At 42.2% G+C, this 23,795-nt stretch carries 26 protein-coding genes; 4 read left to right on the top strand and 22 right to left on the bottom strand.

Going from position 1 to position 23,795, the window contains the following annotated elements; genetic code table 11:
- Positions 1 to 83: 83 nt before the first annotated feature.
- The 3 genes from ACSQ8P_RS16520 to ACSQ8P_RS16510 form a co-directional block, all read right to left on the bottom strand.
- Positions 84 to 1,007 carry a tyrosine-type recombinase/integrase gene (locus ACSQ8P_RS16520; RefSeq protein WP_436236142.1) on the bottom strand — a complete coding sequence of 308 codons (924 nt, stop codon included), beginning with the start codon at positions 1,005 to 1,007 and terminating at the stop codon, positions 84 to 86.
- Between the two features lie 173 nt (positions 1,008 to 1,180).
- Entirely contained in the window at positions 1,181 to 1,432 is a 252-nt protein-coding gene (locus ACSQ8P_RS16515; protein WP_436236141.1) for a YolD-like family protein, read from the bottom strand.
- Positions 1,433 to 1,455: 23 nt separating this feature from the next.
- Positions 1,456 to 1,659: a YwbE family protein gene (locus tag ACSQ8P_RS16510; RefSeq protein ID WP_056625563.1), complete on the bottom strand. Its 204-nt coding sequence runs from the start codon at positions 1,657 to 1,659 to the stop codon at positions 1,456 to 1,458.
- A 357-nt stretch (positions 1,660 to 2,016) separates the two neighbouring features.
- Between ACSQ8P_RS16510 and ACSQ8P_RS16505 the strand changes: the two genes are divergently transcribed.
- Entirely contained in the window at positions 2,017 to 2,880 is an 864-nt protein-coding gene (locus tag ACSQ8P_RS16505) for an AraC family transcriptional regulator (protein ID WP_436236140.1), read from the top strand.
- A gap of 92 nt (positions 2,881 to 2,972) precedes the next feature.
- Entirely contained in the window at positions 2,973 to 3,257 is a 285-nt protein-coding gene (locus ACSQ8P_RS16500) for a hypothetical protein (protein ID WP_436236139.1), read from the top strand.
- A 96-nt stretch (positions 3,258 to 3,353) separates the two neighbouring features.
- Here the strand turns inward: ACSQ8P_RS16500 and ACSQ8P_RS16495 are convergent, their stop codons facing one another.
- The 4 genes from ACSQ8P_RS16495 to ACSQ8P_RS16480 all read right to left on the bottom strand — a co-directional run bounded on the left by ACSQ8P_RS16495 (position 3,354) and on the right by ACSQ8P_RS16480 (position 5,394).
- Positions 3,354 to 3,617 carry a DUF3892 domain-containing protein gene (locus ACSQ8P_RS16495; RefSeq protein WP_436236138.1) on the bottom strand — a complete coding sequence of 88 codons (264 nt, stop codon included), beginning with the start codon at positions 3,615 to 3,617 and terminating at the stop codon, positions 3,354 to 3,356.
- A gap of 78 nt (positions 3,618 to 3,695) precedes the next feature.
- Positions 3,696 to 3,935 carry a hypothetical protein gene (locus ACSQ8P_RS16490; RefSeq protein ID WP_436236137.1) on the bottom strand — a complete coding sequence of 80 codons (240 nt, stop codon included), beginning with the start codon at positions 3,933 to 3,935 and terminating at the stop codon, positions 3,696 to 3,698.
- A 59-nt stretch (positions 3,936 to 3,994) separates the two neighbouring features.
- Positions 3,995 to 4,882: an RsiV family protein gene (locus ACSQ8P_RS16485; RefSeq protein WP_436236136.1), complete on the bottom strand. Its 888-nt coding sequence runs from the start codon at positions 4,880 to 4,882 to the stop codon at positions 3,995 to 3,997.
- Between the two features lie 2 nt (positions 4,883 to 4,884).
- Positions 4,885 to 5,394, bottom strand: a complete 510-nt coding sequence (locus ACSQ8P_RS16480) for an RNA polymerase sigma factor (RefSeq protein WP_436236135.1) — start codon at positions 5,392 to 5,394, stop codon at positions 4,885 to 4,887.
- 156 nt (positions 5,395 to 5,550) lie between these two features.
- On the opposite strand from ACSQ8P_RS16480, the gene xerS reads away from it, so the two are divergent.
- Positions 5,551 to 6,633, top strand: a complete 1,083-nt coding sequence (gene xerS / locus ACSQ8P_RS16475; RefSeq protein ID WP_436236134.1) for a tyrosine recombinase XerS — start codon at positions 5,551 to 5,553, stop codon at positions 6,631 to 6,633.
- Positions 6,634 to 6,636: 3 nt separating this feature from the next.
- Here xerS and mgrA read toward each other — a convergent pair whose 3' ends face one another.
- The 9 genes from mgrA to ACSQ8P_RS16430 form a co-directional block, all read right to left on the bottom strand.
- Entirely contained in the window at positions 6,637 to 7,626 is a 990-nt protein-coding gene (gene mgrA / locus ACSQ8P_RS16470; RefSeq protein WP_436236133.1) for an L-glyceraldehyde 3-phosphate reductase, read from the bottom strand.
- A 181-nt stretch (positions 7,627 to 7,807) separates the two neighbouring features.
- Positions 7,808 to 8,833: a phosphotransferase gene (locus ACSQ8P_RS16465; protein ID WP_436236132.1), complete on the bottom strand. Its 1,026-nt coding sequence runs from the start codon at positions 8,831 to 8,833 to the stop codon at positions 7,808 to 7,810.
- Between the two features lie 24 nt (positions 8,834 to 8,857).
- Positions 8,858 to 9,364, bottom strand: a complete 507-nt coding sequence (locus ACSQ8P_RS16460; protein ID WP_436236131.1) for an ADP-heptose synthase — start codon at positions 9,362 to 9,364, stop codon at positions 8,858 to 8,860.
- A gap of 163 nt (positions 9,365 to 9,527) precedes the next feature.
- Positions 9,528 to 10,145, bottom strand: a complete 618-nt coding sequence (locus tag ACSQ8P_RS16455; protein WP_056625171.1) for a ribonuclease H-like YkuK family protein — start codon at positions 10,143 to 10,145, stop codon at positions 9,528 to 9,530.
- Positions 10,146 to 10,231: 86 nt separating this feature from the next.
- The gene (locus tag ACSQ8P_RS16450; protein ID WP_436236130.1) at positions 10,232 to 11,191 is read right to left on the bottom strand and encodes a C40 family peptidase; all 960 of its coding nucleotides are present in this window, start codon (positions 11,189 to 11,191) and stop codon (positions 10,232 to 10,234) included.
- A 139-nt stretch (positions 11,192 to 11,330) separates the two neighbouring features.
- Complete coding sequence (locus tag ACSQ8P_RS16445; RefSeq protein WP_436236129.1) at positions 11,331 to 11,627, bottom strand: hypothetical protein; 297 nt, start codon at positions 11,625 to 11,627, stop codon at positions 11,331 to 11,333.
- 92 nt (positions 11,628 to 11,719) lie between these two features.
- Positions 11,720 to 14,023, bottom strand: a complete 2,304-nt coding sequence (locus ACSQ8P_RS16440) for a thiamine pyrophosphate-dependent enzyme (RefSeq protein ID WP_436236128.1) — start codon at positions 14,021 to 14,023, stop codon at positions 11,720 to 11,722.
- A 34-nt stretch (positions 14,024 to 14,057) separates the two neighbouring features.
- Positions 14,058 to 15,068 (bottom strand): 2-oxoacid:acceptor oxidoreductase family protein, encoded by a 1,011-nt coding sequence (locus tag ACSQ8P_RS16435; RefSeq protein WP_436236127.1) that lies wholly within the window; start codon positions 15,066 to 15,068, stop codon positions 14,058 to 14,060.
- A 113-nt stretch (positions 15,069 to 15,181) separates the two neighbouring features.
- Complete coding sequence (locus ACSQ8P_RS16430) at positions 15,182 to 15,349, bottom strand: hypothetical protein (RefSeq protein ID WP_436236126.1); 168 nt, start codon at positions 15,347 to 15,349, stop codon at positions 15,182 to 15,184.
- 212 nt (positions 15,350 to 15,561) lie between these two features.
- On the opposite strand from ACSQ8P_RS16430, the gene ACSQ8P_RS16425 reads away from it, so the two are divergent.
- Entirely contained in the window at positions 15,562 to 16,809 is a 1,248-nt protein-coding gene (locus ACSQ8P_RS16425) for an ATP-binding protein (protein WP_436236125.1), read from the top strand.
- Positions 16,810 to 16,882: 73 nt separating this feature from the next.
- Here ACSQ8P_RS16425 and ACSQ8P_RS16420 read toward each other — a convergent pair whose 3' ends face one another.
- The 6 genes from ACSQ8P_RS16420 to ACSQ8P_RS16395 form a co-directional block, all read right to left on the bottom strand.
- Positions 16,883 to 17,371 (bottom strand): low molecular weight protein-tyrosine-phosphatase, encoded by a 489-nt coding sequence (locus ACSQ8P_RS16420; protein ID WP_436236124.1) that lies wholly within the window; start codon positions 17,369 to 17,371, stop codon positions 16,883 to 16,885.
- Entirely contained in the window at positions 17,368 to 18,102 is a 735-nt protein-coding gene (locus ACSQ8P_RS16415) for a phosphonate ABC transporter ATP-binding protein (protein WP_436236123.1), read from the bottom strand. The genes ACSQ8P_RS16420 and ACSQ8P_RS16415 overlap by 4 nt, the downstream gene beginning before the upstream one ends.
- A gap of 118 nt (positions 18,103 to 18,220) precedes the next feature.
- Complete coding sequence (locus ACSQ8P_RS16410) at positions 18,221 to 18,685, bottom strand: RicAFT regulatory complex protein RicA family protein (RefSeq protein WP_436236122.1); 465 nt, start codon at positions 18,683 to 18,685, stop codon at positions 18,221 to 18,223.
- 35 nt (positions 18,686 to 18,720) lie between these two features.
- Positions 18,721 to 20,307 carry a tRNA (N6-isopentenyl adenosine(37)-C2)-methylthiotransferase MiaB gene (gene miaB / locus ACSQ8P_RS16405; protein WP_436236121.1) on the bottom strand — a complete coding sequence of 529 codons (1,587 nt, stop codon included), beginning with the start codon at positions 20,305 to 20,307 and terminating at the stop codon, positions 18,721 to 18,723.
- 148 nt (positions 20,308 to 20,455) lie between these two features.
- Positions 20,456 to 22,888, bottom strand: a complete 2,433-nt coding sequence (locus tag ACSQ8P_RS16400; protein ID WP_436236120.1) for an EAL domain-containing protein — start codon at positions 22,886 to 22,888, stop codon at positions 20,456 to 20,458.
- A gap of 285 nt (positions 22,889 to 23,173) precedes the next feature.
- A complete protein-coding gene (locus ACSQ8P_RS16395; protein ID WP_436239537.1) occupies positions 23,174 to 23,743 on the bottom strand; it encodes a phosphate propanoyltransferase in 570 nt (189 codons plus the stop codon).
- Positions 23,744 to 23,795 lie beyond the last annotated feature (52 nt).

The raw sequence follows: 23,795 nt of genomic DNA, 5'->3' as shown, positions 1-23,795 counted from the left end.
CCTACCAATGACATCGTAAGGAAAAGGAACTTCTCCTCAATCCCTTTTATGCTCCGAATTAGCGATTTATGACAACTTCTCCCTTAGATTCCCATTCCAACTGGAATAAATGCGGAAACACGATTCATAGCTTCCTGCTTTTGTTTATCCCCTACATGCGTGTATATTTGCGTCGTTTGAATACTAGCATGTCCAAGCAGCTCTTGCAGCGTTCGGATATCCGTCCCAGCTAACACTTGCATCGTTGCAAATGTATGCCTCAGCTTATGGCTGGAGAATGATTTCCCCTGCAGCTCCATATATTGCCCTTTCAATTGTCCGAACTGCTTCTCGGCAATCGATTGAATCATTCGGATACTGATGCGCCGGCCGAATTGTGATACAAAGAAAGGCTGCTCGTTTCCACTCCTGGCCTCCAGTCGCTCAACTAGCGCGCGCTCAAGCACATGGACGATTTCGATGGGGAGCGGGATTACACGCCATTTGCGTCCTTTCCCTAAGACCATCAAAGAATTCGTGCCGCGATTGAAATCGGATATGTTCAACCAGTGAAGCTCACTGACCCGCAAGCCTGCATAGCTCATTAATAGGAACATCGCTACATTCCGAATTTGATATTTCCCTTCGATGGATTGCAAAAAGACAGAGAGCAGCTCCTCACTCAAAAAGGTCGGAACTGGATTCTTCTCAACCTTCGATTTCTTCACTGTACTCGAAGGATTGTGTTCGACGATCTGTAGCTCAACAAGCGCTGCAAAAAATGTGCGGATCGACGAGAGGTACCGATTCCTCGCCGCATCCCCTGCCCCTCCCTGACGCATCTTCGTCAGGAAACGCATAATATCAATCGCCGCAAGGGATGGCAACTCTTTCTCACCGAGACTTGCAAGAAATAATCGAACATCACCAAGGTAAGCTTGCTGTGTTCGTTTCGTGAACCCTTGATCCTTCATCCAAGAGTCAAATAGCTCCAAATACTCGTCATCAAACGCTAAACTAGTGTCCATGCTGTTAAACTCCGTCCGTTACAATCTAAATTGCGTTAAATATAGATTTAGTGCAATTTTTTTGATGTAAAAAATCGCTTATTCTTCACACTCAGAACCAGTTTAGTAACGCTGGTATTTACTTGAGTAAGTTAAGAATAAGCGTATTGTTGGAATAATTTCAGAAGTACATATTAATCCCGCGGATACTCCACCTTCATTATGTCCATGAACGGAACCTTATCCAACTCGCCGTTACAATGCATATGTACTCTGCCAGTACGTGAATCCATCGTCGCGATCGTGCCTCGCACAGTTTCCTCACGTCCCCATACCGTTAACACAATTTCGGAATTCTCCATCTTGGCTTCTGACAACTGGTTCCCGATTTCTTCTAATACAAATTCATCGCGTGTTGGCCGTTTCGCTACCTTTGCTTTTGCCATCCCCTATTCTCCTCCATGTTCCGTCAGTTGGACGGCGTAATAATTTCTTTCACACGACCGACTTGGCCATCTGTGAGTCTTACTTTTATACCATGGGGATGTGTAGGTGAATTCGTTAATAAATCCTTTACGATCCCGCGTGTAAGTTTCCCGCTGCGTTGGTCTTGCTTTAACACGATGTTCACTTCTCTACCAGGTACAACATCTTTCCGATTTTGTCCATTCATGCTGCGTAAGTCGCCTGCTTTCATGCCATAATGTGATTCATTATACCATAGTTTCCCCATCTACCCCATCTCGATGAAAGATTTTAGCTACAATATTTAATTAACATCATTAATAATTTACCTTGTTAAATGAAAATAAAACACAAAAAAACGGGAATCCTAAGATTCCACGCCTTTAATGACAGCCTTTACAGATGATCCATCGCTTCGCTTGAAAAACTAAAGATCATCATCGTTTAAGCGCGGTTGTCATGTTGTACTCTCTTTCCAAACGAAATTTTGGTAAACTAGTTACGTGGGTATAGATTCTCCCTTATAATGAAAATTACGAAAGTCAGCTCGGAAGGAATGTATGTTATGCCTAGGTTCATGGACGATACGATAAGTCCTTATCCACTTCGAATCATTACGTTACCTATCGATGCTAGTAAATTAAAGCTGCAATCCCTACGGATTCTACATGTCGGACATCTGCCTGGTCGGATTATGTTCCGAGAACAAGCCAGGTTCGAGAGCTTTGCCATTGTATATATTGCAGGTGGCGAGGGAACTTACAAAGTCAACGACGGACCTGTTCAAAAAGTGGAAAGCGGCAGCCTATTCTTCTTCCGTCCGAATCAGGTTTATCAATATGGCCCCGACCCCGGGGGCTTCTGGGATGAGTACTATTTTACGCTCGAAGGCAGCCGAGTCAAGGAATGGCAGAACAGTTGGTTGACGGATTTAGATCAAGTGAAGCAGGTTGGTTATGAGGATGCTGCACAGCATAATCGGATTGAGCGCATATTCATTGGGATGGAAAGTGGCATTCCTGCTAATATTGATCGGGCAGCTTTGCTTATCGAGTCATTACTATTTGAATTCATTCAGCGTGCCGAAGCCACAACGGAAACGACGAAGACGCAGCAGTTCATCAATCTCATCAATGAGCTAAGCGATTCATTATATCAGCCATTTGACGCACAAAGCATTGCGAAACGGCACCACATTTCACTTTCTACCCTTCGCAGAATCGTCAGTGAATATTCCGGCTATCCGCTCAATACCTACATGCACAGAATGAAAATGGCAGAGGCCAAAAATATTTTGTTAAACACAACGAATTCCGTGAAAGAAATTGCCGATTCACTTGGATACAAAGATGTATTCTACTTCTCACGCATATTTAAGAAATATGTCGGCGTTTCCCCGCTTATTTTTCGAAATAATATGCACACTTAGCTGTAAAATTTTTCGACTACCTAGCACGACTTGTCACATTGCTGCATATGATAGATTGAAAGCAAATCTTCGTATGTGGAGGTGAATCAGACATGGCACTTACACTATCGGGTTTAATGCTTTATGCAATGTGGCTTGTCTTAGGGGTCATGGGTCTTAGCTTTGTAGTAGATTTGTTCAAATCGTTTGCAGCAGGAACTTTTTCCAGCTCTTCGGTTACATCTTACTTGAAAGACCTCTTGTACTTTGTGTTCCCTTTATTCTTGCTTTCCAACATGATGCCGCTGGATCATACCGATTTCCTTCTAAAAATTGCCTACTATCTCGGTGTTCTTGGGGTCGTCTATCATTATGTCGGGGGCTATTTTAAAAAGTAAATCTGTAACCGCATTCATAGCTGCTGAGTTCGCTTAGCAGCTTTTTTAATGCACAGAAAAAGCTGTCACTAATGTAAACAGCTTTTCTAGCATCCTTTAAAATCGAGGTAAATTTGATAAATTATTGCTTGGATCTCCATCCGGATACGAACGTAAGGTTTTCTCGCCTTTTCGATTTACCCCCGTGTTCGCATCTTCGATTAAATCATCTTCGGTCATCTCAATGGCAGTCTGGACATCGACCACTTGGCCATTTTGAAATTTAACAGCCTCAATACTTCCATTTTCATAATGCACGGATTGGATCATTGCTTTATTCGGATCAATCGTATGTGGACCACTACTGCGACGTCGCGGCATAAATGTCTCCTCCTCTATCTTCCTGCAAGTTTTTTAACCCCACGAGAGTGGGGCTTCATCTTCAGCTTCACACAACTTCTATGACTGTGTAGACTCGCTCTGGGATTTAATTTCCTGCTTCAGATCTTCTGTCTTTTGCTGCGCTTGCTTGATTTGATTTTGAAGATCCTCTAACTGCTGCTCGGCCTCCGTAAGTGCCGCTGCTGTAGCTTGCGAATAGATTTGCTGAGCAACCTGCAAAGTTTGTTCAGCAGCTTGCTCTGCTTTTTGGGCAACATCTTTGATTTGCGCTAAACCAAGTTCCTTTTGTTGCGGCATGGTAATACCCCCAGCTGATGTTTTGCATACCCAATTAATGTAGGCAATGAGGTTCAATTTTATTCGGGCAAAAGATAAGCATGTGTACTTAATTGGTCTACTAAAAGATTGGACGGTATGATAAATTCAGGAACACCCATGTAACCTGGTGAAACCTCATATTTTTGAAACACAATAACAAGCTTGCCGTCCTTATTGATGTAGAAACTTTGATCCTTTTTGATTGACTTAAAGTAAAATTTCACCTCATTCGGTACCCCTTCTACCCAATATACTTTGGCAGGATCATCCTTCATTCGTTGGATCATTTGCGCCTTAATATAGTCACTGATCACTTGTATATATCCTTCATCCTTAAATAAGCTCGGTAATGTAATTAGTAACTGATTTTGCTTATCAATTGTGTCATACTGAAAGGTTGTGGACGAAGAAGCCGCTGTGTTGACAACATATCTGCCTACTGCGAAGATCTGATCATTGTCCGTTTTAACGATATACCCACTATCTACCCCTAGGTGTCCCTCTAAACCACTTGCTTTCATCTTCTCAATATCGAGCATGAAATCCGTGTAGAGCTTCTTGCTTTCTTCCAAGTATTTCGAATTCAGGGATTCCTCTAGCACTTTGTTATCCAAATTCGTGATGATCGGAACTTCCACTTTTGCCTTATTCGCACCATCATCATACTGATATTCTCGAAATGTCAGGACTTTGATCAGTTTGCCAACGACGGGCATATCAGCTAACGACCCAGCGAAAGCTGGACTCGTATTTAGACCAGCTACAAATACGATCGCCGCTGCCGCGACAGCTACTGATAACCACTTCAGATTAGACCTAGGCTTTTTTCTATGTTGATTTATTGCTTGATTGACTATGAAATCAAGTTCTGCAGGAATAGGTATGTCCATATAGGTTTGTTTCATTTGTTCTAACTTCTCGTCCATGGTTAGTTTACCTCCACAAGCGTATCATCGTTCATTTTTATCCGTAAAAGCTTAAGTGCTTGGTAAAGCCGAGTCTTGATCGTACTCGAGTTTTCTTTTAATACATCCGCAATTTCATCGATCTTCAAATCTTCAAAATAGCGAAGCGTAATCACACTCCGATACATGCTCGGCAACTCTTCTAGCGCTTTCTCCAAGTCAATATTCGTATAGGCATCTTCACTGCCGGGCGTTATCGCTTCCATCGTCACATCATCCATGACGGTAAGCTTTTTATGTTTACGCAAGAAATCTAATGAGGTATTGACGACAATTCGGTAAAACCAGCTTTTAATTGCCACATGGCTTTTCAACGAATCTGCGGCTGCAAAAGCTTTTTGAATGGCTTCTTGTACGATGTCGAGTGCATCCTCTTGATTTTTCACATAGCTATAGGCAAGACGATATACATGCTCCTTATGTTCAGTTATACAAGTAATGAGTTCTGTTTCTAGCTTCCTATTCTTAGTCATATCGTTGATGACGCTCCTTTTACCGCGCGGTTAATCAGAATTGAATCATGTTGTAGCTAAGACGTTACAGGGTGCCAAATAGTTTGATTGTGATGCCTACCAATTTAGGGAATCCACTGGTATACTAACAGCAAGACGCTTATGAGGTGAACCGCTATGAACATTATTAAAATCAAAGACCGCCATGAGTTAGATCGACGAGTCCCTTCGATGCCTTGGTATATTGAGAAATTTATTAATTATAAGCTCCCTGATCTTTCACCTTCATCACTTCTTGAATATGTACGTGATTATGAAATTTTCCTCTCTTGGCTTCTAGCCGAAGGACTAAGCACTGCGACTGTAATGAATCTAGTTCCCCTTGAGGACTTAGAGCGATTACATATGGACAGCGTTAATAATTTTCGCATGTTCCTTGCGACTCGTAAAGCACAAGCTAATGGTAAAACCACGATTAACCGCAAATTATCTGCGCTTCGATCGTTATTTCATTATTTGAGTCAAATTGCCGAAGATGATAACTTCTACCCGCTCCTGAAGCGAAATGTGATGGCGAAGGTGGAGATTAAGCGTGCACACAAGGCCAAAGATAGCGCAGCGAAGCTCGAAGGCAAGTTGCTGCAGGAAGAAGAAATTGCAGAGTTCATTGCTTATGTGAAGGAAGGCTATGAGCATGATGTCGCAACGAATAAACAAGCACTCTATGCCTATGAATTAAATAAAGTCAGAGATGCCTGTATCGTTACGCTGATCCTAAATTCAGGACTTCGTGTATCTGAAGTGTTTAATCTAAATGTCGATGATATCGATATGAAAATGAAACTCGTCCATGTGTATCGAAAAGGTAAAAATGACGATACTTTCAAAACACCAGTCTACTTTCGTCTCGATGCCATCCAAGCCATCACGGACTACTTGAGTATTCGCTCCAACCGATATAAGCCAGCAAAAAAAGAAAAAGCCCTCTTCGTTGCCATGGCCAATGGCAAAAAAGAAGGCGAACGTATGACAAAGCGAGCAATTCAAGAGCTTGTGATTAAATATGCGAAACGGTTTGGTAAGCCGTACTTATCTGTACATAAGCTGCGACACTCGTTCGCAACCGATTATTACTTACAGAACGACTTGTACAAAACGCAAGAACAGCTTGGCCATGCTTCCCCAGAGACCACGCAAATCTATGCGCATCTCACGGATCGTACAATGTCTGAAGCGATTGATAAGCGCTTGGAATCCTGAAGATTACTTCAGGATTTTTTCTATTGCAGCAAATTCTTCTGGCGCAAACTCAAGATTTTTCAGAGCAGCAACGTTCTCTTCAATCTGAGATACGCGGCTAGCACCAATCAAAGCAGAGGTAACACGTTCGCCGCGAAGTACCCAAGCCAGCGACATCTGTGCCAAACTTTGACCACGGGAGCCAGCCAATTCGTTCAGTTGAATAATTTGGTTAAGCTTCTCTTCTGTGATGTCTTTTTCTTTCAAGAATTGGCTCTTCCCACCAGCTCTCGAATCCTCTGGAATTCCGTTTACATATTTATTCGTAAGCAAGCCCTGAGCAAGCGGACAGAAAGCGATACTACCTGCACCGATATCATCCAATACATCTTGTAATCCATCCTCAATCCAGCGATTCATCATACTGTAGGCGGGTTGATGAATAAGAAGAGGTGTCCCCAAACCTTTGAGAATGGAAGCCGCTTCTTTCGTTTGCTCAGCTGAGTAGTTGGAAAGACCGACATAGAGCGCTTTACCTTGACGGACGATAAGATCCAATGTCGCCATTGTTTCTTCGAACGGCGTGTTAGGATCTGGTCGGTGAGAGTAGAAAATATCTACATAATCTAATCCCATTCTTTTTAAACTTTGATCTAAGCTGGATATCATGTTTTTCTTAGAGCCCCACTCGCCATAAGGACCTTCCCACATGTGGTAACCCGATTTGGTCGAGATGATTAATTCATCGCGATAAGCCGCGAGGTCACTTTTAAGCACACGCCCCATTAATTCCTCGGCAGAGCCTGGTGGCGGTCCATAGTTATTCGCTAAGTCAAAGTGTGTAATCCCCAAATCAAACGAACGTAGCAGCATAGCTCTTCCGTTCTCATGTAAATCTAAACCTCCGAAATTATGCCACATACCGAGTGAGATGGCTGGAAGCTTCAGTCCCGATTTTCCTGTACGATTATATTTCATTTCGGCATAACGTGTTAAACTTGCTTGATAGACCATGATAGTCCTCCTTCACATTTCTAAGTAACCTTAATAGTAGGTAGGAAACATATGTATTCACTAAAGTTTTCACAAATATTCTACTTCCTATGTACAAGTATAGTTGATGCCTCTCAACAAAAAAAGAACTGAAAAAAACGTGTCTTACTAACCTTGAAGTTAGTATGGCACGCTTTTTTAACTAAATCAGATCGAAACGTAGCAAGGTATTATGCTCTTGGAGCCATTTCGTTTTTTCGAAGGTATTGCCAATAATATCGACAAGCACACCTTGTGGATCTACGCCATCCAAGTATCGCCCGAGGAAATGAATGAAAACATCCAGCCTACGAAGCTCGATCAGCAAAGGTAATATCCTGATTTCATCTTGCGATAATTGAACAAACTGGCGGTAACCATCATAGAAAGCTTGACTATTCCTTCTCAGTCTATCTTCGGAAAGCATCGGGTCAATCAGATCGGATAAACACACGGCAAGTTCCATGACCCTTGCATCAATGGTTACAAATTCAAAATCGAGAATGGCTACAAAACGTCCCTCGTCATCCACCAGCATATTGGAACCATTAATATCGCCATGGACGAGTTGATGGGGCAGCTGACGAATGGTGGGAATTGCGCTGTACAAAGCCATGTAACGATTAAATATATAAGCAAGTTCTTCCTGCTGTGCGATAAAAGGCTCTGGCGGTTGCAGCGAAAACGCTCGAATCGCATCTGGCTTGCAGCTAGGATGAATATGTTCTATTTCATAGTAAGGAGCGTACTCCGGTTTACCTACATTCGTAATCTTTGCTAAAGAAGCAGATAGCTGTCCTGCGGCCTTCCCCATATCTTGCAATTGTTTTAAACCTAATTCGATTGGATTATGACCCTCTGTGAAAGTAAACAAGGCAGCAAGCTTACCATCTTCTTCCCCTAAAGTCACCACAGTTCCCCCAGTTGGCAGCTCTAATGGCATCGGAATTTCGAAAGGAAGCTCCTCTTTCATTTCAGCTAAACGAAGCAATACATTGTGTTCAAACTTAATTTTGTTCAGGTCACGATGCGTCTCATACAATCGCAGAACATATGTACGACCCTCTACTTCAACGAATCGAGTTGTATTATTCATCCCGCCTGCACCAACACGAAGCGTCCATGTTTGGGCCCCGAACCAATTAGCTGGGAGTAATGCTAATTGTTCCTCTTTTTCAATGACTCGCATAATACCCTGACTCAGCTCCTCTTCTTAAACTTGGTTGTCGCCTTCAACCGCGAATTCAAAATCCTCTACATCGAAAGCCTCAACAGGTATGGCAAATTCCACTAATCGCTCAATAAAATCAAATTGATCCGTTAATAGTACAGATTGTTCTTTTATCGAAGTCAATATCAATTCCGTTTCGATGGGATCAAATTGATCGCCATAAGCTTCATTATCAATCGCATAAACAATTTTCAATGTCACATGTTCATTAATCGGTAACGGAGGGCTTTTGCCCCATGGCATAGACAAGGCTTTTTCTATTTTTTTCTTATTAAACGATTCCTCAAAAAATGCGATGAGCTCACCGATCATTTGTTTGACAAAGCCATCATCTTCTTGCTCTAACATAATGGGTTCAGGGCTGCTATGAAGTTCATATAATTCTTGAATGGTCGTATAAGGAATCAAATAAGTCACAGGCTTTGATGGCAGCATGAGCTGGCCATGCACGGCTAACATCACAGCTTCGATAATAAACGTTTTGCTCATGGAGTCCCCCCTAATGCTACAATCATCATTCAGCAATACTTCGCTAAGAATACTCGGAAACCCTTTTTTTCAAATAGAAACACTCCGTACCCTTGCTTCATAAACAAAACCGTTAGCTCCCAAGATCGCTTTGACCATTCGAGCTAACGGTTCATTACCCAGCTTATAAACTGCCATCGAACACCTCATTGTCTTCATAAAGGGGTCGATATGGTTTCTTGGAGAAGCGATTCGCATAGGCGGATGCAACATAACAATCGGGTTTAATGACCGGAACCATGCCGACAGATTCCACACGTCTCACCATTTCTTGGACGAATTTGGCCGTCCGATTTCTATTCTCATCATCCCCCGCGTCAATATGAATGAACATATCGAAAGTGGCACCTTGATACAGATGAGGAAGAATAATATTTTCCATATCTAATCGTTTGTTTTCGTCAAAATACATCGCAATCTCTTCACTTAACGTAGTTTCCATCGAAAGCTTTTCTTTAATTGAGTGAAGCGCTCTTGGTACGATGACTTGACGATAACATGCCCACGCTCCTTTCCCTAGCCGCTGGATTACTACGCCGGTAATGAATTTCGTATGACCTGTGTGTACCTGACAATCCGTCCCTATAATGAATTTATAGGTTGCAACGGGGTCAAGACGCATGAAATGAAGAATACGCTCGTGCACGGTATCCAGGTTAAGTCCTCTTTCCGTTGTGTTCCTAAATTCCAGTGGTTGGTTCGTCGCCGAAGGTTTCAAAGATAAGGCTCTCCCTTTCTCCATATACTATGAGAAAAAGGCGGATGCTCAAGGCAGCACCCGCCTCTTCTTATAGTATATGGCAAACCTTGCCTGTTCGAACCATCAACTTATTTTAAAACAGGGCCACCGTACAAAAATCGATTTTCCCACTGCTTGCCATCAATTGTATCAACACGAACGCCGCCTGATTCAACAGAATAGGTATGCAGCATTTGACCGTTGCCTAAGTATAAACCGACATGTGTAATCGGCTCCGTCAGTACATTGATTCCGTCATAATCCGATGCTTTGGCACCTTTATATGAACTGAAAAAAAGAAGATCACCACGTTTAAGATTCGTCCAATCCTTGACAATGGAACCCAATGATCTTACATAAGTACCTTGTGCTGCAGAGTCACCTGGCAATGACATACGGAGCGCATCCCAGAACATCGTCTGAATAAAATCAGAGCAGTCAAAAGTAGTAGGATCATTTCGTGTTGATCCAAATTCATACGGAGTTCCCAGGTACGCTTGTCCCGCTTCAATTACAGCTTCAATCTCATCAGCTACAGGCATATTTGGCTTTATTACGGAGAAGTCTGCTGTTATGTATTTGGAGCTTGAGCTCATATAGCCACTGACACCGTCAGCATCTTTGACTTTATACCAGCTATCATTCACTTTATCTGTGATCAGAACTTCCTCACCCTTTGCCAACATTCGAATCACTTTCGAACCCGAGCTAGCGTCTGAAGAAGGTAATGTACGGAAATTAACGCCATAAATAATTTGTGCATTACTAACAATCGTTATGTATTTACTGTTTGTCGATACGTATCCGCTTACACCTTGTGCATCCTTAATTTGAAACCAATTCACCGTCGTATAGTCTGTCACCGTTACCACTTCGTTGACTTTCAATAAGCGCATGACATTACTCGACGTACTTGGTTGATCTCGAAAGCTTACACCAGCTACAATCTGAGCTTTCGTCACGACACCCTCTGCAGCTTGCGTATCTTTCGGAAGTAGAGCCATGAATGATACCATCAATACCGCGATAACCATTGTCAATTTATTCATCGTCTAACCCTCCCCCTCTTAATGTTAAAAATTTCTTTCGTATCCTTATTATAGTTTGAGGGGGTCATACGCGAATATAGGTGAATGGTAGGGATTATTGTCATAGGATGCGTGGCGATTAGCCTATTGACGGCTAGGTTTAATTTTCCAATTTTCGCGCTTCAGCTTTGCGAGTTATAGATGACCAAAACAGCCGCCATTGCGGGGAGTTTTTCAGTTTTACATTCCCTATTTTCATCTCATTTTCTTCCAATTCAATAACTTGCCAACTGTCAGGATTACTCACGGATTGTGATTCTAAATAGGAACTGGCTTGCTCGATTGCTTCCTCTTGCTCAGTCCAGAACTTCACACCATAGTAAGTGAGTCCATAATGGTTAACCAGTGTAGTCGTATAAATTTGCTCTGACTCTTTCTGCTGCAGCACATAAGGCATCTTTCTATACCTCCTAATGAGAGAGGCACATTCACCACGAGGGGAATGTGCCTCCATTTGTAGGCGAGCTTCTCAGATCATGTTATGGCAACTTACAAATAAGCATTCTCATGCTTCGCCTTCAGCATATTCCAACGACGCTCAACTTCCGTCTCGAACGATTTCAGTGAGCCTTCATACTCGGGTTTTGTAAGATGTTTCGTTTTCCCCATCGTTTTTAACCAATCCGATAACGGAATCTTCTTACTCTTATCCTCTGGATTGTAAGTAATCGAAGTCACCCCATGCTCCACTTCATAAAGTGGGAAGAAACAGGAATCCACCGCAGCACCGACGATGTTAGAGCCCTCTTGATCATCAGACAGCCAGTTCAATGGGCAAGCAATGAGGATTTTGCCATACACCAATCCCTCATGCTGCGCATACCATTGCGCTTTCGCCGCCTTCTTGACCAGATCCTGCGGATACGCTTCAGAACCCGTAAAGACATACGGTATATGCGTCGCTGCCATAATTTGCGCAGTATCCTTATGATGGAATACCTTCCCACCTTGATGCTTCCCGACATTGGATGTCGAAGTCCGATGGCCCATCGGCGTTGAATACGACAACTGTGCACCTGTGTTCATGTAACCTTCATTATCGTACTCAAGAATAATCATTTTATGATTGCGAAGAGCAGCTCCAATCGCTGGTCCCATTCCGATATCCATACCGCCATCGCCTGTAATCATGACGAAAGTGAAATCATCCTTCAACCCCAGATGATCAAGTTCTCCGCGACGCTTCCGCTCCCAGAACATCTCTACAACACCTGACAGTGTTGCTGCGCCATTCTGGAACAGATTGTGGATGTAAGTAGCTTTATGCGCCGAGTACGGATAACCCGTTGTTACAACCATTGCACAGCCAGTATGGAATATGGAGACAATATCGCCCTCTATTCCTTTGAAGAACAGCTCAAGTCCTGAGAAAATACCGCAGCCCGGACAAGCGCCATGACCTGGAGCAATCCGCTTGGGCTTTTTCGTCAAAGAACGAAGAGGCGGGATGCGTACATTTAATTTCCCGGTATTCTCATCCGGGGAAACGGTGATGAGACCCGTCTTTAGGTCTTCATACTTCATTGGCGTCAATACTCGCTTCGGTGCTTTCGAAGGATCCCCCGGCGTATGACCGTAGTAATCGAAAGGCACTTCTACCTTGCCGCTCTCCATCGCGTCAATGGCGAATTGGAACAGATTATGCCCATCCTCGGCATAAAAGTCTTTGCCACCTAAGCCATAGATTCGGCTTATGACAAGCGTGTCTTTGTTCCCATGTGTGAACAATGCCGCTTTAATTTCATTGACCATGTTGCCGCCATGCCCGCCATAGGAATCCGCGCGATCGCCCACAGTGATCGCTTTCACATGCTTCAGCGCCTCTGCAATCTGTTTCGCCGGGAAAGGTCGGATCAGGTTCGGTGCGATCGAACCTGCTTTAATGCCTTTCTCGCGGAGCTGGTCGACGACATCTTTGATGATTTCGGAAGCCGAATTCATCAGGAATACCGCGACTTCCGCGTCCTCCATCCGATATAACTCTAGAATCGGATAGTCACGACCCGTCAATTCGGCATACTCCTGCCGGATACGGTCATATACACCTTCGGCGTTATACATCGCCATTGACTGTTGATAACAATTATTAATGTAATCCGGCTCATTCATATAGGGTCCGACGGTAATCGGATTATTACGATCCAAGGTATCTGGGAAGCCCTGTGGCTTCTCACCTACGAATGCCTGCACATCAGCCCGATGTGCGAAGGTTTGCACTCTACGCTTTTGGTGAGAGGTGAAATAACCATCTGATGCGACCATGACCGGCAAACGCACCTCAGGATCCTCAGCTAATTTCAGCGCCATAATATTCATATCATAGACAGCTTGCGGGTCACGGCACATGACGATCGGCCATCCCGTATTCAAGGCATAATATAAATCAGAATGATCGCCATGAATATTCAAGGGTCCGGACACAGAACGACAAACCAGATTCATGACCATCGGGAAACGTGTCCCTGATTGCACGGGCATTTGTTCCAACATGTACAAATAACCGTTGGCGCTTGTCGCGTTAAATACGCGGCCGCCAGCAGTTGATGCGCCATAACATATACCTGCTGAACCATGTTCGCCGTCGGCAGGAATTAATACAATGTCATGCTGTCCATTGGACTTCATGAGATCTAGAAATTGAGCTACTTCCGTAGATGGTGAAATCGGAAAGTATCCCATGACATGATAATTTATTTGATGTGCTGCATAGGCAGCCATCTCATTCCCTGATTCATACACAATCCGCTGTTCGACTTTGGCTAGACCTAATTCCTGCTTGATATCAATGGCCATGCGTGTAGTTCCACCCTTCTCCCATAAATACTCTCTAAGAGTTTATAGCTAGATTGAATCGATGAGGCATGCGATTAAGATCAGCATAACCATCTTCTTCACGCTCACTGGAGAGCGCATCGGTTGGACAAGCTTGTACACATTTAAGGCAACCTTTACAATATTGATAGTCTATGCCTTGCAGGAACATTTGGGGACGGCCTTTTTTGTCGGGGAGCTCATCCCATACAAAACAAAAGTCAGGACACACATTATCACAAGAAGCGCAGTGAATACATGAATCTTCGTGAAAATGCGGCATCATTCCAGCACGAGAAATGCTCAAATCTTTGAGTATACTGTTACCTGGGTTCGTAACGACGCCCCCGATAGGCTGAGTAGCAAAGCCCAGAACTGGTGTATCATAGCGTACAAAATCTGGCATAGATTCCCCTTCTGGAAGTTCATACGTTTGGAAAACTACTTCGTTATATCCACGATCGAATGTACGTAATGCTGGTGCAACTGCAAGTGGGTATTTCTTTTCTAAAGACTTTCTAATAACGCCGCGCATGACATCTGGATCCAAAAAATCACACAATCGGAACATGGCTCCCAGCATGGCCATATTAACACGATTCTTCTCCTCGAGCGAGATACCAATTGCATCAATAACAGCAATCGTCCCTCCCCTGAGCTTCATCTTCTCCTTCAATTCATCAGGCGTTTTAGTTGAATTTACTAACACGGTACTATCCTCGTAGATGCCACTGATAACGTTTACAGTTTTGGAAAGAGACTCATGAAAAACACCTACAACATGCGGTCGTTCAACGGGGGATGTATCCCGAATCTTCGTATCCATGTCACAAAATCGAATATGTGCTTTTACTGCCGATCCTTTCTTCTCAGACCCATAGGATGAGAAACTGACACCGTTCAAACCAACGCCAACGACTCCTGCTTCTGCCAGCATCTTACCCGCCAGATTCGCGCCTAGACCGCCGATGGATTCCAGTCTTATCTCGAAAAATCCGAGATCGTTCAATTTAGGTAAAGTTACCATGCTTGGTCTCCTTTCAAAAATGAACTGCATATAGAGTGAATAGTATGAATAATAAATCTACTATTATTGTAACAAGAAATGGCTGGTAATCAACCTTTTTTTAAATTAGCCATTTAAAGCAAATAATCAATGATTAGACCGCACGTCCCCAAATAAAAACTTAACGATTCCCGCTCCATGTCTATGTCATTCTCCGATGCCTCACAATCTTCACAAACGTCTACATATTCGTCTTCGATCGGATTAAACACAACACCGCACACCTGTGAGCACGACCGCATTCACATCTCTCCTCGGCTTCAAATCCCTTAATATTGTAAACGTTTGCAAACAGTGTTTTCTTTATTATACAGCGGTTTATACACCAATGACTATAAGTCTTTATGAAATCTTTAGCATTCAAAATAGGCCATTTCTCTTGATTCAAACCGCATTTGTGAGATAATGTAGAAATAATTACCAAATTGTCGAAATATGGAAAGGATGCTTAAGATTGCTTCATTTCATTATTGCCAATGAACTACAAAACCTTTTCTACATCATGAGCGCCGCTCTGCTCCACCTCATTCTTGCTCCCCATTTCATACATAAAGAACAACACTTGAATCTCTTCTTCTCATTCATCCTATTAAGTTTCATCCTTCTATACTGGAACTTTGCGGATATTGACCCATTAATCTACTCCTTACAATTAGTCCCTGTCTGTTTGCTTTTTGTGACATTAGGCGTTGGCATTGCGCCTTCAATCATGACATGGATCATATTTAATATTGGTTGCATGTTCGTACTCAATTATTATTGGGAGCCAGCTCTACTAAGCAGCACTTTCTTATTAATGTTAGGAATTCTAGTTCGAAATCGTGTAACTAGCGCAGATTTGAAGGTGAAACTCCTGTATGCAACCGGTATCCTCATCATTTATGAACTATTGTATGCACCACTTGCTCCTTATGTCTTAGCACCATTTTCCTTATATACTGGCTTTGTTTTAGCCCTTGCCTTTGTCTCACTATGGATTATGATATCTTTACTTTTTTTTATTAACAAATATGAAATACAGAGAAGACATATCACTCATTTAGAGAAAAATCGTATGCTTGCTGAGTTATCGGCTACAGTTTCACATGAAATCCGAAACCCTCTCACGTCAACGCGTGGATTTCTGCAATTACTTGCAAGATCAGACCTTACTACACCAGATCGTAGGCGTTATGTTGATCATGCCTTATCAGGTGTAGACCAAGCCATCACCATACTGACAGATTTCCTTAACTATGCGAAGCCCTCCCTTGACATGAAGGAACAGCTTGATATTAAAGAAGAACTAGAACATACAATTCGATTTATTACCCCTTACGCGAATGATTTTCAAATTACCATTGATATTTCACATGAATGTGAAACACCTCTTTATATTCTTGGTGAGTCTCAAAAGCTTCGCCAATGTTTACTGAATCTCATTAAGAATGCAATTGAATCCATGCCAAATGGCGGAAAACTGTCGTTGCGTACTTGCAAACATCCGAGTGCCGTTCAGATATCGATCACAGACACGGGTGTTGGTATGACTGACAAGCAATTGAACTCCTTGGGTAAGCCTTTCTACACGACCAAACAACACGGTACAGGACTTGGTCTTGTCGTAGTTATGAGTCTAATTAAGAAAATGAATGGCAAAATTTCATTCACTAGCAGCCTCAACTGTGGAACACAATGTTCTATTGTATTCCAACAATACTGAACATAACCCAAAAAGCAAGCTAGATAAGAGACTCGCTCTTATCTAGCTTGCTTTTTGGTATGTTGTATTCCCCTTACTTAATTAGCTTATGTTGATCCACGATAAAAGCAAGCAACCGACTACAACTTTCCTCAACCATCTCATAGACTTCTTGAAATTTCCCCGTATAGTAGGGATCAGGTACTTCAGTAATTGTTTGATTACTTGAGAAGTCCAACAATTTATGTATGGAGGCGCGCTTCTCATTCCCAGCAAGTTCTGGTGCGAATGAGGCCAAGTTCACGACATTACTTTCATCCATGGCGATGATATACGTAAATTGATAGAAATCATCAGGACGGACCTGTCTGGCTTTAAGGCCCTCATAACCAATCTGATATCGGTCAAGAATATCCCGTGTACCTTGATGAGGTGGATGACCAATGTGCCAATCCCCAGTTCCCGCAGAATCAATCGAAATGACACTTTCAAGACCCGCTTCCTTCACTTGATGACGAAACACCGCTTCCGCCATAGGTGAACGACAAATATTTCCCAAACAAACGAATAAGACCCTAATCATATTTGACCAAAAACAAGCATTTTTTCATTCAACGTAAGCGGTCGAGCTGGAATATCCAAAACGATTCGACCTTCCGACACTCCCCAAATTCGTGTTGCAAAACGCTCAGCGAGTTCTACTTTATGTAAAGTTGCAATGACAGTCATGTTGCGGTCTTTGCACAACGACTTCAAATCTTGCAAAATGTACTCAGTAGACTTCGGATCAAGTCCTGATACCGGCTCATCGGCCACTAGCACCTTAGGGCCAAGAATCAAAGCTTTTGCAATGGCAACACGTTGCTGCTCTCCACCGCTAAGCTGACCAACCTTCTTTTCTCCTTTATCCAAAAGACCAACTTTCTCCAAGAAATCCATGCTATCAATTTTCTCATTTCTCGACGATAAGCCTGTAACCATCCGTAGTGGAGCCTGATACACTCTACCCATCAACACATTTTTGACAGCGCTTTTATTCCGATTTAGAAAAGGCTTCTCCTCTAGGAAAGCGAAATCCTTCCCCAATTTGAAACGGTCCCACGGGCCTGGCTTCGTTATATCATTCGAGTTATAAATGAGCTGACCGTTTGTCCATTTCTCTTGATGACTAATACAACGAAGCAGTGTTGTCTTCCCACTGCCACTGCTGCCGATCACCGCGATAAATTCTCCTGCATCTACTTGAAAGCTAATTTGCGATAGGACCTGATTGTCCGGAGGGAATACTTTACTCAAATTTCGAACTGTCAGCATGACAACTCTCCTTCACGTAAGCCTAGTGGTCATTCATAACAAATAGTAAATCGCCGCTCAACTCAGCACCATTGTACTGCTCGTTGAGGGCGATTCCCTTCTCATTTACATGTCTAACTTAATCGCATGAAGTCGGTGCTTCTGCCGCGCCTGCTTCTACAGTAATTTTATCCGAAATCGTGTCTCTTACTACTGACATGACAAGTTGAAGCAAATAGTTAATATCTTCTTGTGTTTGCTTGAACTCATTAACGATTGGAATACCATCTAATTCATCCTGAAGAACTTCGATTTCATTCTCGATTTTTTCCACCATTTTCTTATTTTGGAACGTTTCAAAAGCAACAATCTCTTTTTGTTTCTTCTTAATCGCACTAATCAACCCTTGTATATCAGGATTCGTAGCAATTTGCTTTTCAGCTTTTTGATAGAACTGAACTTCATTAGAAGTTGTAAGTAATGCAGCTAGTTCCTTCGCTTTCGCCAAAATATCTTCGCGGACGATCATTTCTGTATTTGTAAATTCCTCTACTTTAAATGCATGAGGCTGGTTATTGTCATGTGCATGATCACATTGGGACATTTATTAACACGCTCCTATTTATCCAGTTCGAAATTTTATACGGACATCTGAAGAGGCTTCTGTACGATCTCACCCTTCAAAATCCAAGTTTGTGCATGAGTAACTTTGACATGAACCATTTGACCGATCAAGGATGGATTTCCTGTGAAGTGGATTAACTTATTCGTCCGCGTACGACCAGCAAGCACATCTGTATTGTTCTTGCTTTCGCCTTCTACTAAGACTTCGACAGTTTTATCTAACAAGCGTTCATTGCTGTCTTTACTCAGCTTATTTACTAACTCATTAAGCCTGTATAAACGCTGCTTCTTCACTTCCATCGGAACATTATCTTCCATTTCCGCTGCAGGCGTACCTACTCTCGGTGAATAGATAAAAGTAAATGCAAAGTCAAAACCTACTTGCTCGTACAGCGTCATCGTATCCTCGAATTGCTCATCGGTCTCACCGGGAAAACCAACAATAATATCTGTCGTTAATACGACATCCGGCATCGTTGCCTTGATTTTGCCTGCTAGCTGCAAATAATGATCTCTCGAGTATTTCCGACTCATCCGTTTTAAGACATCCGTGTTACCAGCTTGCACGGGTAAATGGATGTGCTCAACAAGATTACCACGCTTCCCTAATACCTCAATCAAACGATCATCGAAATCTCGAGGATGCGATGTTGTAAATCGAATACGTGGAACATCAATCTTACGAATATCGTCCATCAAATCAGCGAAAGTATACGTTATATCTTCAAAGTCTTTGCCATAGGCATTGACATTCTGTCCAAGTAGCGTAATTTCCTGAAAGCCTTGACGAGCCAAATCTCTGACTTCTGCCAAAACGTCCTGCGGTCTACGGCTTCGTTCCTTACCACGTGTATATGGAACAATACAATAGGTGCAGAACTTATCGCATCCGTACATAATGTTAACCCAAGCACGGATACCTTCCCGTTTTTTGGGGAGATTTTCTACGATATCGCCTTCCTTTGACCATACCTCCACAACCATTTCTTTGTTGAAAAAAGCATCCTTCAAAAGGCTTGGCAAGCGATGAATATTATGTGTTCCGAAAATCATATCGACAAACGCATGTTTCTGCATAATGCGATGAACCACGGATTCCTCTTGCGACATACAACCACATACACCAAGAATAAGTCCTGGCTTCTGCGCTTTCAGCGTCTTCAAATGACCAAGTTCACCGAACACCTTGTCTTCAGCATTCTCACGAATCGCGCACGTATTTAATAGGATCACATCTGCGATCTGCTTGTCATCCGTAGCCGTATAACCCATTTGCTCAAAAAGACCTCTCATGACTTCGGTATCATGCTCATTCATCTGACATCCGTAAGTCGTGATTAAATAAAATTTGTCCTTACCAAACTCCTGCATATCTTCTGGAATCGCAAAATCGTAGTGAACTTGAATGTCCTCTTTACCACGTTGCTTTTCATCTTTGTAATTCGGTGCAGAATTAATTTGGATGTTCCTACCTTTAATTCGGTAAGTCGTTTTGCCTTCTTCTTGGCTTAACACTTTCGCATCCGAGAAGTCAAAGTATTTGGAGTAATCCTTAACCTTGTCGGATTTTAAGTCCGATGTATTTTGGTTCTCCTTTGACATGATGAATTCACTTCCCTTTATCTATAAATATAGCTCTAACTTGTATTAACCCAATATCAAATTATAGCACAAAAGATACCTGTATATCCATATTGGCTTCCGTTTCAGAATAATCAGAAAAACCTTCTCCAAAGAGAAGGCCCTGAAATCACTGTTTCCCAAATGTATATTGCTGCTTAATGATACCAGTCATCTCCTGAGCAGGTAATGGGCGGCTAAATAAGTAACCTTGCGCTTCATTGCATTCTTTTAATAGCAAGAATTGAAGCTGCTCCTTCGTTTCTACCCCTTCTGCAATGACCTTCAGATCCAAATTATGAGCCATTGAAATAATCGTATGTACAAGTGCAGCATCCTTCGCATCCTCAAACATATTTCGAGTAAACGATTGGTCGATCTTTAAACTGTCAATAGGGAACAACTTCAAATAATTCAAAGATGAATAACCTGTTCCGAAATCGTCGATGGATAAAAAGATACCCATAGCTTTCAGTTTATGCATCGTCTCAATGGCATACTTGGAATCTTGAATAATACTTTCAGTTAACTCAAGTTCTAGATACTGGTGATCTAATCCGGACTCATCTAAGGCTTTACTCACCATATCGATTAAATTACTTTGCTTAAATTGTCTAGAAGAAATATTTACAGCTATACGAAATGGTTCATAGCCTTGCTTCTGCCATTCTTTATTTTGACGACAAGCCTCATTGAGAACCCACTCACCAATTGGAATGATTAATCCAGTTTCTTCTGCTAGTGGAATAAAATCGGCTGGCGATATTGGTCCCCAATTGGGGTGCTGCCAACGAATTAATGCTTCTGCTCCGGTAATCTTACCTGAATTCACATCAATCTGAGGTTGATAAAACACTTTAAATTCATTTCGCTCTAATGCTTTGCGCAGCCCAATTTCCATCTGCATTTTTTTGGTGACCGCTACATTCATCTCAGGTGTATAAAACTGAAAATTATTTTTACCTTGTTCTTTCACACGGTACATCGCGGTATCTGCATTTTTTATTAATGTTTCAATATCGCTTCCATCAGAAGGATAGAGACTAATACCAATAGAAGGTGTAACGAATAACTCATGTTCAAGGATGGTAAAGGATTGTGAGAAAATACGAACAATTTTATTAGCATTTTTTATCATCTCATCAGCAGTTGTATGCGCCCAAAGAATAATAAATTCATCGCCACCTTGGCGAGAAACCGTATCTCCTTTACCAATGCAAGCTTCGAACCGCTTCGCAACCTCAATCAATAATTTATCTCCCATAGCATGGCCAAGCGTGTCATTTATAAATTTAAAACGATCTAAATCAATAAACATGATCCCCATGCTTTGTTGGTTTTCATGCGCTTGGTCTAAAGCTAGCTCGAGACGATCGTTTAATAGAAGCCGATTCGGCAGACCCGTTAAGGGATCACGATACACCATCCGATTAATTTTTTCTTCGGTCCTTTTTCTTTCAGAAATGTCCCGAATTATGCAGCTAAAGCACGGGCTTTCTTCTTCTTTCCAAACTGCAAGCGAAAGTTCAATCGGAAACTCGCTTTGATCTTTTCGTAACCCTAGCAATTCATATGTCATTCCAAGTTCATTCGCTTCGCCAGTGGCAAGGAAACTCTCCAAACGCTCTTGATGTGCTGCTATGAACCGTTCTGGGAAAATACGATGTAATCCTTCTCCAATAAGCTCTTGTTCTTCATAGCCAAAAATGAGATGTGCACCCTTATTACAGGATATAATTGTCCGATTATGATCAGCTAGGATAATTGCATCATGAGCAGATTCTACAACGGAGCGAAATCTTTTCTCCGACATCATCATCTGTGATTCAAATCGTCTATCGATGAATGTACTGATGAACGCTAGCCCTAGAATGAATAAAATACCAAAACCTATCAAATAGGCCAGTAATTTCGTATCGAACGTAAGGTCTGAAACGATGTGCGCATGATCATGCTTGAAAGTTGCTGCTGCCATACCAGTGTAGTGCATACCACTTATCGCTAGGCCCATGACCAACGAACTACCTAGCTTCCGCAACATTATACGTGGTGAACTGGCATTCTGTTTTACCGAGAATAACAACAGGAGTGCAACTAAAGAGACAACGTATGCAATAATGGCAGAAAGAGCCCATAAATAAGGATTATATTCAATAGTTGCCCCCATCACCATTGCTTCCATGCCAATGTAATGCATGGATACGACCCCTGTAGCAATAAAAGTAGCTCCAATAAATACGTGTGGTTTGCGCATAATTGGTCTACTGATGATATATAAAGCTAACCAAGATGCAAGCAATGCCGGAACTATGGAATAAACCACAGTAGATAATTGGTATGTAACAGATATTGGTAAATGAAAAGCTAGCATTGCGACAAAATGCATCGACCAAATACCCATTCCCATTGCAAATGCACCGCCAGCTAACCAAGCATGCCTCGCTGATCTTTTTGCCTTATGGATTCGAATTCCGAGATCCAATGCAGCAAATGATGCAATGATAGCAATGAGAATTGAAAAAATGACAAAGGGAATGTGATACGTACTTGAGATTGTTTCCACAGTGATGTCTCCTAACTTAAGGCAATGATAATGATAGCTACAGGAGTCATTGAATCAAATCGATAAGCCTAAGCATAATTTTTTTATTTGAATCTATTATATTCATTTTACCATGATTTACTTGGTGCCTCTATACGTTTATGTCGGATATACTCGAAAATCTGCAATTCTTACATCATAACGTAATTTTCAAGTAAAAAATGCGCAAATAAGCATCCATTACAACGCATTGTAATGGATGCTTATTTCATATATTAACCTACTTAATAATTAACGCCATTAATATTATAACAAGAGTTCCGCTTCGTCACCTGTTTTTACGCCTGCTGCATTTCCTTCGTCTGTATCAATATGCATATCCAACGCAAACTGGTCTGATACTCGGGCAATCACATCTTCAAAAATTAAAGGCCTCTCTCCCCGCAAATGCACGCGTAGAAGCTGTTTATCTTGAATCCCCCATTGATTTGCATCGGAGGAATGGAAGTGAATATGTCTGGCCGCGACAATGACTCCCTGCTCCAAAGTAACTTCTCCTTTGGGGCCAATTACACGTAATCCTGGCGTTCCGTCAATTTGACCTGATTCGCGCACTGGCGGATGGATTCCTAGCATGAAAGCATCCGTGCGTGAAACCTCAATTTGCGTTTGTGGTCGAATCGGACCGAGAATTCGGACCTTATCGAATTGTCCTTTCGGCCCAATAATAGCAACAGTCTCATGTGCTGCGAATTGTCCTGGTTGCGAAAGATCTTTGAAACTCGAAAGCTCATACCCCTCACCGAAAAGTGAAACTAAATCGGTTTGCGAAAGATGTATATGTCTTGCTGAAACACCAATTGGAATCATGGGCATAGGTATACTCATCCTCTCATTTAAATCATAATTGTCAGTATTACCGATCAGC

Origin of the sequence: Paenibacillus sp. LjRoot153, from assembly GCF_964253085.1 — a bacterium.
In the GTDB taxonomy this organism is placed as follows: domain Bacteria; phylum Bacillota; class Bacilli; order Paenibacillales; family NBRC-103111; genus Paenibacillus_E.
Note: the sequence above shows the minus strand (reverse complement) of the source record. Positions and strands in the feature narration are given on the sequence as shown.